The organism is Bradyrhizobium sp. P5_C12, from assembly GCF_054049735.1.
Genome location: NZ_JBFULU010000004.1, coordinates 184,495 through 200,147, shown reverse-complemented (window position 1 = coordinate 200,147; position 15,653 = coordinate 184,495). Strand labels below are relative to the sequence as shown.

Genomic DNA, 15,653 nt, shown 5'->3' with positions numbered 1-15,653 from the left:
TGTCCGGTTAGCGTGAAGGGGGATTGAAAACGGGGCCGTTCGGCTTGATGCGGATGCCCGGGCGCAGGCGCGTCCAGGGCAGGGTGGCTGTGTCGGCCGGCATTGCGCCGGGGGCGGCGCAGATCATCAGCTTTTCGGCGATCGGCTCGAAATCGGCGCGGAAGTGCACCGAGCTCTTGTTGACCAGGATCTTCTGCTCGGTCGGCTCGATGCCGACATAGCGATACATCGCCTGGTCGGCGAGTTGCGCCTTGTGCGAAGAGACGACGATTCGGACGTCGCCGATGCGCAAGGCCGCGGAGGGGCCCATCTCCATCTCGCGGCCGCCATAATAGGGGCCGGGCGCGATGAAGCGGCCGTCGGAGAGCTGTTCGACGACGAAGGTCTCGCGATAGGGCTCGTCGCCGGGAATGCCGGACTTGCCGCCGAGCGACAGGGTCACGGTGGCGCCGACGCCGGCGGCATGCGCGGCCTTCGCCGATTCCGGATCGTAGATCGCACCGGTGGCGGCGCTGGCCTTGTTGCGCACCAGCGCGCGCAGCATGCCCGTGGTGTCGGAATCGCCGCCGGCGCCGGGATTGTCCTGGGTATCGGCGATGATGATCGGCTTGCTCGCGCCCTTCGCGAGTTCCATCGCATGACGCACCCCGTCGTCGGGCGACCAGATCTTGCCGTCGAAATCGTCCTCGTGGCTTTCGATCAGTTTGACGATCGCATCGGCCGCGCGGTCGGCGTCTTCCTGTGTCTTGCCATAGGCGAACACGCTCGGCCCGCAGTCGCGGAAATCGGCGGCAGGGAAGCCCGGCGCGAAGGACAGCGTCGGCACGGCGTCGTTTTCGAGGGCCGCGAGCTTCTCGTAGATGCCCTTGGTCGGCTGGTCGTTGGTGCATTGCCAGCTGATCGGGATCAGGAACGGCAATTGCCGGAACGCCTTTGCGAAGCGCTGCCTGCTGTTCAGCAGCAGCGCCAGATGCCTTGCGGAGGCACGGCCCGTCTCGGCCATGTCGACATGGGGATAGGTGCGGTAGGCGATCAGCGCGTCCGCGTGTTCCATCATTTCGGGCGTGACGTTGGCGTGCAGGTCGAGGCTCGTGACCAGCGGAACATCCTTGCCGATGACGCGGCGCACGCGCGCCAGAATTTCGCCTTCGCCGTCGTCGAGATGTTCGGTCACCATCGCGCCGTGCAGGTCGAGATAGACCGCATCGAGCGGGCCGGCAGAAGCGATGCCGTCGACCATCACCTTCACGATGCGCTCGAAGGCGTCCCGGGTGACATGCGCCGACGGGCTGGCACCGCAAGCAATCGTCGGAATGAGTTCCCAACCATTGGCTTCGGCGCTGTCGACGAAACCGGCGAGCCCGACATTGATGCGCCGCATCACCTTCAGCACGTCGACGCCTTGCGTCATCGCCGGCCAGCCGCCGCCATGCTGGAAATCGCTAAACGTGGCCTTCGTCGGAGCGAAAGTGTTGGTCTCGTGCAGGAAGCCGCCGACGGCGATACGTGTCATCAATTCAGTCCAGGCGATTGAAAGTGCGCGACGTTAGCCTTGCCCTTGCGGCGAGGGCAAGCCGGGAAGCAATTCGAAAGCGCATGGGGTCAAGCCGTTTTGGGAATGCTGCGGATGCGGTGGTGTTGTGAGCGTAGCGACGCGCCACAACCTCGGTGTCGTCCTGGCGAAAGCCAGGACCCATACCGCGAGGTCCATCGATTGCGCACGGTGTGAGCACCGGACCACAAGTCTTCGCCAAACGCCTCCCTGGGGTAATGGGTCCCGGCCTTCGCCGGGACGACGTCAGGCGCTCGCCGCCATACCCTCCGCCACCGGCCGGAAATTCGCAAAATCCCAGCCGCGGCCGGGTGCTGCCTCCAGCAAGGCCCTGGTGTAGTCCTCTTTCGGATGCGTCAGCACTTCGGCGGCCGGGCCCTGTTCGACGACGCGGCCGTGCTGCATCACCACGACTTCGTCGCAGATTTGCGCCGCAACGCGCAGATCGTGGGTGATGAACAGGATGGCGATGCCGAGCCGCTTCTGGATCTCGTCGAACAGTTCCAGCACCTGCGCCTGCACGGAGACGTCGAGCGCGGAGACCGCTTCGTCCGCGACCAGCACGTCGGGATCGAGCGCGAGCGCACGCGCAATGGCGATGCGCTGGCGCTGGCCGCCGGAGAACTGGTGCGGATAGCGCGACACCGCGTCCGCCGGCAGGCCGACGAGCTCAAGCAGCTCGCGCGCCCGCTTCATCGCGTCGGCGTGCGAGACGCCGTAATTGATCGGGCCTTCCGCGATGCTCTCGCCGACGGTGACGCGCGGGTTGAGCGAGCGGTAGGGATCCTGGAACACGATCTGGATCTTTTTCCGGTGCGGCTGGAGCAGGCGACGCGAGATGTTGGAGATCTCGCGGCCGGCCAGGCGCACGCCGCCGGAGGTCGGATCGATCAGGCGCACGATGCAGCGCGCCACGGTCGATTTGCCTGAGCCGCTCTCGCCGACGATGCCGAGCGTGCGGCCCTTGCGCAGCGTCAGCGTCACCTTGTCGGCGGCGACGACCTCGCGGCCTTTGCCGAAGAACGCACGTTCGCGATAGACCTTGCCGAGCTCGTTGGCCTCCAGCACCACCGGTTCCTTGCTCTCCTCACGCGGAGCCCGCGGCACCAGGCTCGGCACCGCAGAAAGCAGGTTGCGCGTGTACTCCATGGTCGGATTGCGCAGGATGGAATCGAGCGTGCCGGTCTCGACCAGGCGGCCCTGCCGCATCACCGCGACGCGGTCGGCGATCTCCGCCACCACGCCCATGTCGTGGGTGATGAACAGCACGGCCGTACCGTGATCGCGCTGGAGGTCGCGGATCAACGTCAAAATCTGCTTCTGCGTGGTGACGTCGAGCGCGGTGGTCGGCTCGTCGGCGATGAGGAGCTTTGGCTCGAGCACCAGCGCCATCGCGATCATGATGCGCTGGCGCTGACCGCCGGAGAGGCGGTGCGGGTAGGAGGCGAAGATGCGCTCGACCTGCGGCAGGCGCACCTGCTCCATCATGTCGAGGATGCGCTTGCGGCGCGCTTTCGCATCGAGATCGGTGTGAGCGCGCAGGACCTCGTCGATCTGGCGGCCGACCGGCACCACCGGATTGAGCGCCGTCATCGGCTCCTGGAAGATCATCGCCATCCGCGTCGCGCGCAGCTGCCGCAGGCGGCGGTCGGTCGCGGTGAGCAGTTCCTCGCCGACCAGCTTGACGCTGCCGCCGGTCGGAACCAGCGTGCCCTTCGGCAGCAGGCCCATCGTGGTCAGCGACGTCACCGACTTGCCCGAGCCGCTTTCGCCGACGAGGCACAGCGTCTCGCGCTCATGCACCTGGATCGAGATGCCGTCGAGGATGTTCGTCCCCTTCGGCTTCCTGCCGACGGAAACGACGAGGTTGTTGATGTCGAGGATGGGGTTGGTCATGCCGCAAAACTCTCGTTGGTCATTCCGGGGCGCGCGTTAGCGCGAGCCCGGAATCCATCGGGCCGCAATACAAGAGGTGAAATGGATTCCGGGTTCGCGCCAAGAGGCGCGCCCCGGAATGACGTCGTTGGATGTTTCACTTCCCCTCCCGCTGCTTCATGCGGGGATCGAGCGCATCGCGGGCGGCGTCGCCGATCAGGTTGATGCTGAGGATGGCGATCGAGAGCAAGAGGCCCGGCCAGAAGATCAGCGTCGGCTTGAGCTGGAAGTACTGGCGGCCCTCAGCCATGATGTTGCCCCAGGTCGGCGTCTCCGGCGAGATGCCGGCGCCGAGGAAGGACAGGATGGCCTCGGTCAGGATCGCGGAGGCGCAGACATAGGTGCCCTGGACGATCAGCGGCGCGATGGTGTTCGGCACCAGGTGCCGCCACATGATCTTCGGCAGCGACGAGCCCACCGAGATCGCGGCCTCGACGTAAGGTTCCTCGCGCGCGGACAGCACCACCGAGCGCACCAGGCGGGCCACGCGCGGGATCTCCGGGATCGTGATCGCAATCAGCACGGTCCAGAGGCTGGCGCCGGACAGCGACACCACGGCGATTGCGAGCAGGATGCTCGGCATCGCCATCAGGCCGTCCATGACGCGCATCATGACGGAATCGACCAGCTTGAAGAAGCCGGAGACGAGGCCGATCGCCAGCCCAATGACGATCGACATGATCGCGGAGCCGACGCCGATCAGAAGCGAGACGCGGCCGCCATACATGACGCGCGACAGCAGGTCGCGACCATAGGCGTCGGTGCCGAGCAAAAACTGCGCCGAGGAGGGTTTCAGCCGCTGCGACGGCGCAAGCTGGATCGGATCATGCGGCGCGATCAGCGGCGCCAGGATCGAGATCAGCACGATCAGCGCGAGGCAGACCGTGGCCGCCGCGATGATCGGCGTCGAGGTGAGGAATCCGAGGCGCGGCCGCAGCGGCGACGTGATCGGAATGGACGACTGGGGAAGGGTATCGACCGACATTTTTGTCCTTATCCTTGCCTCAGTACCGGATCCGCGGATCGAGCAGCGTATAGGCGACGTCGATCAGGAGATTGACGACGACGTAGATCAGCGACGTCAGCAGGATCATTGCCTGGATGACCGGGTAGTCGCGCGCCAGCACCGCATCCACGGTCAGGCGCCCGATGCCGGGGATGTTGAACACGCTCTCGGTGACGACGACGCCGGAAATCAGCAGCGCGAAGCCGGTGCCGATCACGGTGATCACGGGGACCGCGGCGTTCCGCAGCGCATGCCGCATCATCACGGCGACCTCGTTGATGCCTTTTGCGCGCGCGGTGCGGACRTAATCCTCGCCCAGCACGTCGAGCATCGCCGCCCGCGTCATGCGCGCGATCAGCGCGATATAGATGAAGGACAGCGCGCAGGTCGGCAGGATGATGCGCTCGAAGAACGGCCCAAAGCCGTTCGATATGCTGCGGAAGCCCTGCACCGGAACCCAGCGCAGGTCGATGGCGAAGACTTCGATCAGGACGTAGCCGACCACGAACACCGGCACCGAGAAGCCGAGCACCGACAGCCCCATCACGCAGCGGTCGATCCAGGTGCCGTGCTTCCAGGCCGCGATCACCCCCAGGGGAACGGCGACGACGACGGCGAGGACGATGGTCGACAGCGCGATCGAGATCGACGGCTCGACGCGCTGGCCGATCATCTTCATGACGGGCAGGTTGGAGATCAGCGAGGTCCCGAGATCGCCGTGCAGGAGCTTGTTCACCCAGGTGACGAACTGCACGATCAGGGGATCGTTGAGGCCGAGCGAGGTGCGGATGCGCTCCAGCCGTTCCGGCGTGGCGTTGTCGCCGGCGAGAATCGCGGCGGGATCGCCGGGGGTGAGGCGGAGCAGGAGGAAGACGAACAGGGCCACCACGCCCATCACGGGCACGGCGGCGAAAATTCGACGAAGGAGATATCCGAGCAAGTTGGATCCGTCAGATTAGAGTCAAATCGGGGCAGCGCTCATGGCCTGTTCTGCCATCAGCCTAACATTTCAGCAATTCCCATGCCATCCGGGCCACAGGTTTTGCAGTGCGGCCAGTCATTCTCTTGCGGCGTCATTCCGGGGCGATGCGCCAGCATCGCACCCGGAATCTCGAGATTCCGGGTTCGCGTCTTTCGACGCGCCCCGGAATGACGATCTAATCACTCCAGCGTCGCCAGCAGCCCGGCCATCAGGCGGCCGCGTTCGGCCAGGCTCTCGACCTCGATATACTCTTCGAGCGTGTGGCCGTTGCCTCCGCGGACGCCCAGGCCGTCAAGAGTCGGGATGCCCATCGCCCCCGTGAAATTGCCGTCCGAGCCGCCGCCGGAACTCGCATGCGGCAACTCGGCGCCGAGCGACCTGGCGATGCCGCGCGCCTTCTCATAGAGCGCCATGGTGCCGACATCCGGTTCCCACACCGGCCGCGTCACGCCGCGGGTGACCTTGAAGGTGACATCATTGGTTGTGCCTGACAGCGCCAGCATCCTCTCGACGCCGCGGTCGAGATCGGCTTGGCGTTTGGCCATGGACAGGGCTTCGCCGGTGGCGGTCGTGGCAACGCAATTGACCCATTGCCCGCCATGCACGACGCCGACCGAGAAGGTGCAGTCGTCGCTCGTCATCGCGTCGATCGCGAGGATCTGCCGCGCCATCTCGCGGATCGCCGAGCGTCCCGCCGACAGCGTCGCGCCGGCGTGGCTCGGCCGGCCTGTTGCCTCGAGATTGAAGCGCGCGATCGCATATCGCCCGGTGGTGACGCCATTGTCGGCGCGGCCGGGTTCGGGCACCAGCACATATTTGTTGCGCGCGGCTTCCGCCTCGATGATGTCGCGCGTCGACGGCGTGCCGACTTCCTCGTCCGGCGTGAACAGCACGGTGATCGGCAGCGGCGTGGTGAACGAAGCCCGCATCAGCTGCCGGATCGCTTCCAGCGAGAGATAGTTGCCGCCCTTCATGTCGTAGATGCCGGGGCCGTAGCACTTGTTGCCCTCGCGCCGCCATTTCAACTTCTCGATGGTGCCGACCGGGTGAACGGTATCCATGTGCCCGGCGATCAGGATGCCCGGCTCGCCTTGCCTCGGATGCGGAAAGCGCGCGCGGACCACGCCGCCAAAACCCTGGCGGCCGGCGATGCGCTCGATCGTCGCACCCATGATCGCCATGTCCCGCGCCACGAGTTCGAGCATGCGGTTCACGGCGTTCTCGTCCCAGGTCGGGCTTTCGCATTCCACCCAGCTGCGCAGGCCCTGGAGCATCGCCTCGGAATCAAAGGGAAGATTGGCTGGATTCATCGGGGGTCTCTATCTGCTTCGAACGATGGATTTGCGCGTTGCAGCGCGCGGTGGGGGAGGAGCGGCGGACAGCGTTGTAGAGTGAAAGCGACCCTGGTGGAGCCCGTGCGCGCGCCGCCATGGGATGCACTGAAAGCGGATTGACGGGCTCGATGCTCTCTGCAAGTCTCGAAAAGATAAAGGCATTGCATGAGGTTAGTTCGCCTAAAGAACAATCCGATTGCTCAACCAATAATCTGCCTTTGACCAGTTTCACGTCAGGAGAAACTTTCAATGTTCCAACTCATGCGCCGGGGGCGCCGCGCGTTCGCCTCCAAACTTGCGCTGTCGGTCGTCGCGCTTTCGACGGCGCTGGCTTCGCCGGTGCTTGCCGCCGGCAAGACCATCACCGCGGTGATGCATTCGGATCTGCGCATCATCGATCCGATCTTCACCACCGCCTACATCACGCGTGACCATGGCTACATGGTCTACGACACGCTGATCGCGACCGATTCGAGCTTCAAGATCCAGCCGCAGATGGCGGACTGGAAGATCTCCGACGACAAGCTCACTTACACCTTCACGCTGCGCGACGGGTTGAAGTGGCATGACGGTGCGCCGGTAACGGCGGAAGACTGCGTCGCCTCGCTGAAGCGCTGGGCCGCCGTCGACGGCATGGGTCAGCAGATGATGCAGTTCACTGCCAGCATCGAAGCCACCGACGCCAAGACCATCACGCTGAAGCTGAAGGAGCCTTACGGCCTCGTGCTTGAGTCGATCGGCAAGCCATCCTCGCGTGTCGCCTTCATGATGCCGAAGCGCCTCGCCGAGACGCCGGCTGACAAGCAGATCCCGGAGCAGATCGGCTCGGGCCCCTTCAAGTTCGTGCAGTCGGAATTCCAGCCCGGCGTGAAGGCGGTCTATGTCAAGAATACCGACTACGTGCCGCGCAAGGAGCCGGCGAGTTGGACCTCGGGCGGCAAGGTGGCGAAGGTCGACCGCGTCGAGTGGATCACCATGCCGGACTCGCAGACCGCGGTGAATGCGCTGCAGTCGGGCGACATCGATTTCATGGAAAATCTGCCCTACGACATGCTGCCGTTGCTGGAGGCGAACAAGGAGCTCACGATCGAGGTCTCGAACAAGTTCGGTTTTCAGACGCTCGGCCGGATGAACTTCCTTTACCCGCCGTTCGACAACGTGAAAGTGCGCCGTGCTGCCTTCCTGGCGATGAACCAGAAGGACGTTCTCGACGCGCTGGTCGGCAACGCCAAATATCAGAAGGTCTGTGGCGCCTTCTTCGTATGCGATACGCCGCTTGCGAGCGACGTCGGAGCCGAGACCCTGGTGAAGGGCAACGGCATGGCGGAAGCCAAGAAGGCCCTCGCCGAGTCCGGCTATGACGGCACCCCGGTCGTGATCATGGCGCCTGGCGATGTCACGACGCTGAAGGCGCAGCCGATCGTTGCGGCCCAGCTGTTGCGCGAAGCCGGCTTCAAGGTCGACCTGCAGGCGACCGATTGGCAGACGGTGGTGAGCCGTCGCGCCAGCCAGAAGCCGCCGAAGGAGGGCGGCTGGAACATGTTCTTCACCAACTGGGTGGCGGCAGACGTCTCCAACCCGATCGCCAATCTCTCGATCGGCGGCCAGGGCAAGAAGGGTGGCTGGTTCGGCTGGGCGGAAGACGCCAAGATCGAGCAGCTCAAGGATGCGTTCGTCCGCGCCTCCTCGATCGACGAGCAGAAGAAGATCGCGGCGGACATCCAGAAGGAAGCCTATGAGCAGGTGATCTACATCCCGCTGGGTCAGTATCTCCTGCCGAGCGGCTGGCGCAAATCGCTTTCCGGCGTGCTCGACGGCCCCGCAACGCCGCTGTTCTGGAACGTCGACAAGTCGGAGTAGCGTCTCCGCCTGTGTCTGAACGCGAACGGCGCCGCTGTCAGCAGCGGCGCCGTTTTCCTTTTCGCTCCCCGCTTTTAACTGTTCCAGTTTCCAATCATTGCTATTTGTTTCCATTCTGAAATAGATGTGTTGTCTTCGCGCATCACTTTCCCTCCCTCGATTTGAATCACGTGCCGATCGATTTTGCATTCCAGGCGATGGCCGAACGGTCGGATCGCGCACCGGCGCGTTGGCGTCTGCCTTTCCTGCGCTGGCTCGATGGCGTCGAGGCGGGCTGGGCTGTGCCGCTGCTGCTGGTCTGCTTCGTCGCGATCTGGACGCTCTATCTCTTTGTTGCCTATGCCGGCAGCGGCCTGCATCCCGACACGCTCGAGGCCTGGACACTGGGGCGGCGTTTCGCCTGGGGCTATCACAAGCATCCGCCGCTGATGGGGTGGGTTACGGCGGCGTGGACGTCGGTCTTTCCGCTCAGCGATTGGTCGCTGCAACTGATGGCGATGGCGAATGCGGGGCTTGCGCTGTTTTTCGTCGACTTGGTCGCGCGGCAGTTCGTGACCGGGCACAAGCGCATCCTGGTGCTGCTGCTGCTGATCCTGACGCCGGCCTATCAATTCCACGCCCAGCGCTTCAACGCCAATGCGGTGCTGCTTGCAATCTGGCCGCTGGCGACCTGGTGTTTTCTGCGCGCGTTCGAGACCCGTCGCGCGTTCTGGGCGGTCGCGGTGGGATGCGCCACGGCGCTGGCGATGGTCGGCAAGTATTATTCGGTGTTCCTCGTCGCCAGTTTTGCCTTTGCCGCGCTGGCGCATCCGGCGCGACGGGCTTATTTCACCTCCGCCTCGCCCTGGATTTCGGTCGTCACCGGGCTCGCAGTGCTGTCGCCGCATATCTACTGGCTCGCGACCACGGGCGCCTCGACCTTCACCTATGCGCTGACGCACGCCAACGGCAATGCCGTGAGTTCGCTCGGCGAGGTGAAGAACTTTGTGCTTGGTCTTGCGGCGGCGATGAGCGTGTCGGCCATGGTCTGGGTGTTCATCGCGGGCACGCGGCTGAAGCGGTTTCCGGGCGACTTCGCCGCAATGGGACCGGGCCTGCGACTGCTCTTCTATGTCGCGATTGGCACGATCGTGTTGCCGGTCCTGACATCGCTGGCGATGGGCACAGATCTGCCGTCGCTATGGGCATTGCAGGGGCTGTTCCTGTTCGTCGTGCTGATCGTCTGCGGCACGCGCTACCCGATCGAGCGGTTCTACACCGTCAATGTCACGGTCGTCGCCGCAGTCGTTGCGCTGGCCGCTGTCTTCGTCGCCGCGCCGATCCACGCCGTCTACCGCAACACCCACGGTTATGAAGAGGGGCGGAATTTCTACGCCCAGGCGGCGAACGAGCTCACCCGCGAGTGGCGTGAGCTGACCGGCGAGCCGCTCGCCGCCGTCAGCGGCGACGATTCGCTGGCCTTTGCGACTGCGTTCTACAGCCCGGACCATCCATATTACGCGCGCCCCTTCGAGTACCAATATGACTGGGGGTTGCCGCGCAAGGCCACGCTGGCCCGCGGCTGGGCTGCGCTCTGCTTCAGCGGCCAAGACTATTGCGGTCGCTGGATGGAGGGGGTCTCCTCGCGCGCCGAACACTTTGTCAGGCGTGAGTTCACCGTGCAGGCAACGCTATGGGGCAAGCCCGGCCTGACGCGGAAGGTGGTCGTGCTGATGGTGCCGCCGCGCACGGGCAGCGGCACGGCGCCTGAAAGTGCAGCGGACGATTTCAGCGCCAGCAAGCGTATTCCGGAGTAGCGCGCCTCTCAGCAATGGCTGTCGCGCAACCGTTCAAGTCCTTCGCTTGCGAAGGGCGGTGTGGATGCGGGCTGCTTTGCGCCAGACGCCTTGCGCTGCGCCTCAGTCGGTTCCGACGCGTGATCGGTTTCGTTGCGTTTCGGTTCCATTGAGGCGACCTCTCGAAAAATGCTGCATGACAACATCGAGAGGACCGGGATGTTCCTCACGCCACGGGGCGGTGATGCGGCTTGAACAGCCGTCCCTTCTCCACCACCAGCACGATCGCGAGCGCCGCCAGCGTCGACAGGAAGAAGCCGACCGAGAACGGCAGCAGCGTGCCGTCAAAGCTCTGGCCGATGGCCATGCCGACCACGATGCCGATCAGCGTCGTGATCGAGCCGTAGAGCGATGAGGCGGTGCCGGCGATGTGGCCCTGCGGCTCCATGGCCAGCGCGGTGAAGTTGGCGACCATCATGCCGAACGAGAACATCATCAGGGCGGAGAGCACCATGAACAGAGGCAGCGGCAGCATGCCGAGGCTCTCGGTCAACAGCATCACGGCGGCCACCGCGGTGTAGAGCGTCAGCGCGCCGTGCGAGATCACGCGCATGCCGAGGGTCCCGACAAATCTGGCGTTGAGGAAGCCGGCGATGGCGGTGCCGGCCGCGATCGCGGCGAAGGCGAGGGGGAAATATTGGCCGAGATGGTAGATGCCGGTGAAGACCTGCTGGGCCGAGAACACATAGGCGAACAGCGCGCCCATGACGCTGCCGGCGGCCGTTGCGTAGCCGATGGTCTGGCGGTTGGTGACGGTCTGGCGGAAGGCCGCGAGCACGTCGGCGGGCGCGAGCGACCTGCGCTCCGACTCCGGCAGCGTCTCCGGCAACCGCCACACGCTCCACGCCAGCGCGAGCAGGCCGTAGAGCATCAGCACGACGAAGATGCCGCGCCATTGCGTGACCAGCAGCACCGCCTGCCCGAACGAGGGCGCGATCACCGGCACCGCGATGAACACCATCATGGCGAGCGACATCACGCTGGCCATGCGGCGGCCGACATAGCAGTCGCGCACGATCGAGGTCGCGATCACGCGCGTCGCCGAGGTGCCGAGCCCTTGCAGCGCGCGGGCGAGCAGCAGCGTCTCGAACGAGGGTGCGGCGACCGCCAGCACGCTCGCCACCGCATAGACCGCCATGCCGCCCAGCAGCACCGGGCGCCGGCCGAAGCGGTCGGACAGCGGGCCCATGACGAACTGGCCCGCACCGAAGCCGATCAGGAAGGTCGACAGCACGAGCTGGAGATGGTTGGCGTTGGGAATCTTGAAGGCCGCCCCGATATTGGGCAGCGCCGGCAGCATCATGTCCATGGCGAGCGGATTCAGCGCCATGATCGACGCGATCACGATGACGAATTCGGGAAAACCCATCGGACGGTGCCCCGAGGACACCCAATCGTCGGCATTGACGTCGGACAAGAAAGCTCACCCCTGATTGAGCAGCCTGTCTATCCTCAATGCTGCGTCGCACAACCCATGTTTTGGGATGGCTGTCAGGCGGGGCAGGGAGCGGACACGAATTGGTGAGGTAGCCATGCCGGACGGCTTTTCACCTCCGGTTCGAACGGCGGGGGAAACCAGGGATTCACCATGAAATCGCCGCCCGGCGAGAACGGCGCGATGGGGAGATGAATCAGAAACGCATCCTGTCCATTGTAACCTGACGTTGCGGGCGCTGGGCAGGGCGCCAAGGGAATTCGGGGCAGGCAAGGAATCCGCGGTGTCCGACGTCACTGGTACAGCACGATGGTTGGGGCCGTCGGCCGACACGGCTGCGACACGGCGCACCCGGCTTGCGTGCCTGATCGCACTGGTGGCGCTCCTGGTGCTCGGCAATCTCGCCAACGACACCGCGCTCGATGTGAAATATGGCTGGGATGTTCGCGTCAATTGCGCGGCGGTCGACGCGCATGTCGAAGGGCTCGATCCCTATTTCGTCAAGAACCTGAAGGGCACCAAGCTCTCCTATCCCTATCTGCCGGTGACACTCGACGTCTTTCGTCCGCTGTGTGCGGGTGGCGTGCTCGTCGGCCACCACAGAGGCGTCTACCTCGCTCTCGCCGTGCTCTGCGCCCTGCTGCTGCCCGGCCTTGGCCGGACACGCAGCTTACGGGACATCGCGCTCAGGGGTCTCTTCGTGCTCGGCGCATTCGTCGGCTTCGAATGGGTCCTGGCCTCGGGGAATTTTGCGATCCTGGGTGGCGCGCTGACCGCCGCGGCACTTGCACTTCTGCTCCGCCCTGCCGCGCCAAGAGCGCATGGCGATCGAAATGATGGTCTGCGTGTCGTGGGGGCCGCCTTGCTCGGCCTTGTCATGGCGTTCAAGCTGGTGTTCTGCCCTGTACTGGCCGCGCTCTATTTCCTGCCGCTGCCGCGTCGGCGGAAACTGGTCCTGATCGTGGTGGCGGGCGTCAGCTTCGTGCTCCCGATACTGGTCTCGGTCGTCTTCTATCAAGACCTGTTCTCGAGCTGGTTGCTCGCGCTCGCGGGAGGGATCCCCGGTCAGCATTCGGTCCAGCTGGAGGAAGCCAATCCGTCGCTGCTGCTGCTGGCGCAAACGATCGTGAACCGCATTGGATTGGCCGACAGCAAGCCGATCGCATTCGCCATCTATGCGCTGGCTGCGACCGCGCTCGTGCTCGTGCCGCTCGGCTGGTCGATGCAGCGCACCGTCGGGAGCGGTGAGGGATCGTTGTTGAGGCGCCTCGACCGCTGGCTGGTCGATCATCCGCATGCGGCCATGCGCTTCAGCGTGCTCGCGATGTACGGGCTTTATCTCTGCTCGCCGCGCCTCAAGGAATATGCCTTTTTCGAACTGGCGGTCTACGCCGCCGTCCTCATCGTCGATCTTCCGGCCGCTGCACTGGCGGCCGTGCTGACCATCGGCGTTGCCATTCCAACGCTGGTCTCGATCACGGGCAGCACGGTCGAGGGCGGTTTTGTCCAGATCGCGGTCGCGCTCGCCTGCTTCTGGATCATGCTGCTCGATTTTCGAGCCGAGCCGAAACGCCTCGATCCGGAAGCCGTGCGTCCATGACGAGTGTCGCCTCGTCCGCAGATGCCGAAGGAGAACGGCCTTTTGGCGCGGATGGATCGCGGAGGAGCTGGCTGAGCCGCTTCATCCTGGTCATGGCCGTACTGCTCCCCACCGCCGTCGCCATCGATCTCAGCGTGAACAAGACATTTGGCTCGGACGCGCGGGTGAACTGCGCGGCGGTCGATGCCCATCGTGAGGGATTGGACCCTTATTTCGTCAGGAATTTGAAGGGCACCGATCTTTCCTACCCCTATCTTCCCGTCACCCTCGACGCCTTTCGGCCGCTCTGCGCCGGCGGCTTTCTCGTCGCCCACTACAAGGCCATCTATCTGGTTCTCGGGGTGATCTGCGTACTGCTGCTGCCCGGTCTCGGCAGGATCCGCGCCGGCCCGCGGGATGTCGCGCTGCGGGGCGTGTTCGCGCTTGGTGGTTTCCTCGGGTTCGAATGGGTCATGGCGAGCGGCAATTTCGCGATGCTGAGTGGCCTGCTGACGGCCGCGTCGCTCGCACTGTTGCTGCGTCCCGTGCCGTCCGAGGGGCGGGGCGGCGTGAGCCTCGTGCCGCAGCTCGCCGGTGCGGCCATGCTCGGCCTCGCCACCTCGCTCAAGCTGGTGTTCTGCCCGGTACTCGCCGCGCTCTATTTTCTGCCCCAGCCAAGACGTCGCAAACTCGTCCTGATCGCGGTGGCAGCGGGCATGTTCGCCCTGCCGATCCTGGTCTCGATGGTGTTCTACACGGAGCTGTTTCCAAGCTGGCTGAGTGCGATCCTCGGCCAGATTCCCGGACAGCATTCGCCGGCGAGCGAGGATAATCCGTCGCTGCTCTTGCTCGCGCAGACACTTGCGGACCGCGTCGCGCTCGCCGGCAGCAAGCCGGTGGTCGCCGTGCTCTATGGGCTCATCGCGGTCGCACTCGTGCTCGCGCCGCTCGCCATCTCCGTGTGGCGCATGGTCAGGGCGCAGGGCCCGGCCGGCAAGACTTCGCCGCTCCAGGCGCTCGACGACTGGCTGATGGATCATCCCGACGCCGCGATGCGGATCACCGTGCTCGCGATGTACGCGCTCTATCTCTGTGCGCCCAGACTGAAGGTGTATGCCTTCTTCGAGGCCGCGCTCTACGCCGCCGTTCTGATCGTCGACCTGCCTGCGGCGATGGTGGCGGCCGTGCTGACGGTTGCGATCGCCATCCCGTTCGTGACCTCGGTCTCGGGCATTGCGTTCGTGGACGGATTCGACCTGCTCGCGGTCGCGCTCATCTGCTACTGGATCCTGCTGTTGGCACAGTTGGCGCCGTCAGCTCTCGTGGTGCGGGCAGCCGGGGTCGAACCGGCACAGCGCTTGCGCACCGAGGGATTTTAAGTCCCTTGCGTCTACCAATTCCGCCATGCCCGCTTGATCCAACGAGATCAACGACTTAAGTCCCGTTCGGCCGTTTTCGGTGGCGGGGAGCCGGACGGGCTGTCTCCTCCATAAGCGAGCCGCCTGCACAAGGCAAAGCCTCAATCCGGACATCTCGGCTTGCTTTAGGCAATCTCAATCTACGGGGACTACCAATCCGCCATGCCTGTCTCGTTTCTCCTTCAAGGTCGTCCTGCGCGCGTGCTGCTTCCGCTGCTGGGGCTTTGCGCGGCGCTTGGCGGCTGCGCCAGCGTCAGCGATACCATCAGCCCGGCCTTCGCCGATCCGGCCCGCTATGACCTCTGGGACTGCAAGCAACTCGCGCCCGAGCGCATAGGTCTCGCCAAGCGCGTCGACGACCTGCAGCGGCTGATGGCGAAGGCGGAAACCGGGACGGGCGGCGTCGTGGTGTCGGAGCTCGCCTATCGCAACGACTATATCTCCGCGCGCGGATCGCAGAAGCTGATGGAAGAGGCTTGGCAGAAGAACAGATGCCGCGAGAGCGATATGGAAGCGGCCCGGGCCGCTCAGGCGACACCCGGGTCTGCACCGGCAGGGGCGGCCAAGCCGTCCAAGCCTGCGTCGGGCTCGAAATCCGGCGGCGCCGTCTACTGACGAGCGCACGCTAAAAGCATGATCCGGAAAAGCGTGCTGCGGCTTTCCGAAGAGATGCTCAAGCAATGACCGAAGCCGCGATGACGATCGCTTCCGATCGCA

Annotated in this window: 10 protein-coding genes and 1 tRNA gene; 4 read left to right on the top strand and 7 right to left on the bottom strand. The window is 64.8% G+C overall.

The window, feature by feature from the left end; genetic code table 11:
* Nucleotides 1–7: 7 nt before the first annotated feature.
* The 5 genes from ACXJMY_RS05365 to ACXJMY_RS05345 form a co-directional block, all read right to left on the bottom strand.
* Nucleotides 8–1,513, bottom strand: a complete 1,506-nt coding sequence (locus tag ACXJMY_RS05365; RefSeq protein WP_456618265.1) for a M81 family metallopeptidase — start codon at nucleotides 1,511–1,513, stop codon at nucleotides 8–10.
* A 285-nt stretch (nucleotides 1,514–1,798) separates the two neighbouring features.
* Nucleotides 1,799–3,448: an ABC transporter ATP-binding protein gene (locus tag ACXJMY_RS05360; protein WP_456618264.1), complete on the bottom strand. Its 1,650-nt coding sequence runs from the start codon at nucleotides 3,446–3,448 to the stop codon at nucleotides 1,799–1,801.
* Between the two features lie 136 nt (nucleotides 3,449–3,584).
* A complete protein-coding gene (locus ACXJMY_RS05355) occupies nucleotides 3,585–4,472 on the bottom strand; it encodes an ABC transporter permease (RefSeq protein WP_456618263.1) in 888 nt (295 codons plus the stop codon).
* Nucleotides 4,473–4,491: 19 nt separating this feature from the next.
* Nucleotides 4,492–5,433, bottom strand: a complete 942-nt coding sequence (locus ACXJMY_RS05350; protein ID WP_456618262.1) for an ABC transporter permease — start codon at nucleotides 5,431–5,433, stop codon at nucleotides 4,492–4,494.
* A gap of 221 nt (nucleotides 5,434–5,654) precedes the next feature.
* Complete coding sequence (locus ACXJMY_RS05345; RefSeq protein ID WP_456618261.1) at nucleotides 5,655–6,785, bottom strand: M20/M25/M40 family metallo-hydrolase; 1,131 nt, start codon at nucleotides 6,783–6,785, stop codon at nucleotides 5,655–5,657.
* Nucleotides 6,786–7,058: 273 nt separating this feature from the next.
* On the opposite strand from ACXJMY_RS05345, the gene ACXJMY_RS05340 reads away from it, so the two are divergent.
* Complete coding sequence (locus tag ACXJMY_RS05340; RefSeq protein ID WP_456618260.1) at nucleotides 7,059–8,669, top strand: ABC transporter substrate-binding protein; 1,611 nt, start codon at nucleotides 7,059–7,061, stop codon at nucleotides 8,667–8,669.
* 197 nt (nucleotides 8,670–8,866) lie between these two features.
* Nucleotides 8,867–10,465: a glycosyltransferase family 39 protein gene (locus ACXJMY_RS05335; RefSeq protein WP_456618348.1), complete on the top strand. Its 1,599-nt coding sequence runs from the start codon at nucleotides 8,867–8,869 to the stop codon at nucleotides 10,463–10,465.
* Nucleotides 10,466–10,670: 205 nt separating this feature from the next.
* On the opposite strand, the gene ACXJMY_RS05330 is transcribed toward ACXJMY_RS05335, so the two are convergent.
* Complete coding sequence (locus tag ACXJMY_RS05330; protein WP_456618259.1) at nucleotides 10,671–11,921, bottom strand: multidrug effflux MFS transporter; 1,251 nt, start codon at nucleotides 11,919–11,921, stop codon at nucleotides 10,671–10,673.
* A 301-nt stretch (nucleotides 11,922–12,222) separates the two neighbouring features.
* On the opposite strand from ACXJMY_RS05330, the gene ACXJMY_RS05325 reads away from it, so the two are divergent.
* A complete protein-coding gene (locus ACXJMY_RS05325; RefSeq protein WP_456618258.1) occupies nucleotides 12,223–13,539 on the top strand; it encodes a hypothetical protein in 1,317 nt (438 codons plus the stop codon).
* A gap of 1,302 nt (nucleotides 13,540–14,841) precedes the next feature.
* Here ACXJMY_RS05325 and ACXJMY_RS05320 read toward each other — a convergent pair.
* Nucleotides 14,842–14,930 (bottom strand) — tRNA-Leu (locus ACXJMY_RS05320).
* Between the two features lie 168 nt (nucleotides 14,931–15,098).
* On the opposite strand from ACXJMY_RS05320, the gene ACXJMY_RS05315 reads away from it, so the two are divergent.
* Nucleotides 15,099–15,551: a twin-arginine translocation pathway signal gene (locus tag ACXJMY_RS05315; RefSeq protein WP_456618257.1), complete on the top strand. Its 453-nt coding sequence runs from the start codon at nucleotides 15,099–15,101 to the stop codon at nucleotides 15,549–15,551.
* Nucleotides 15,552–15,653: the final 102 nt, after the last annotated feature.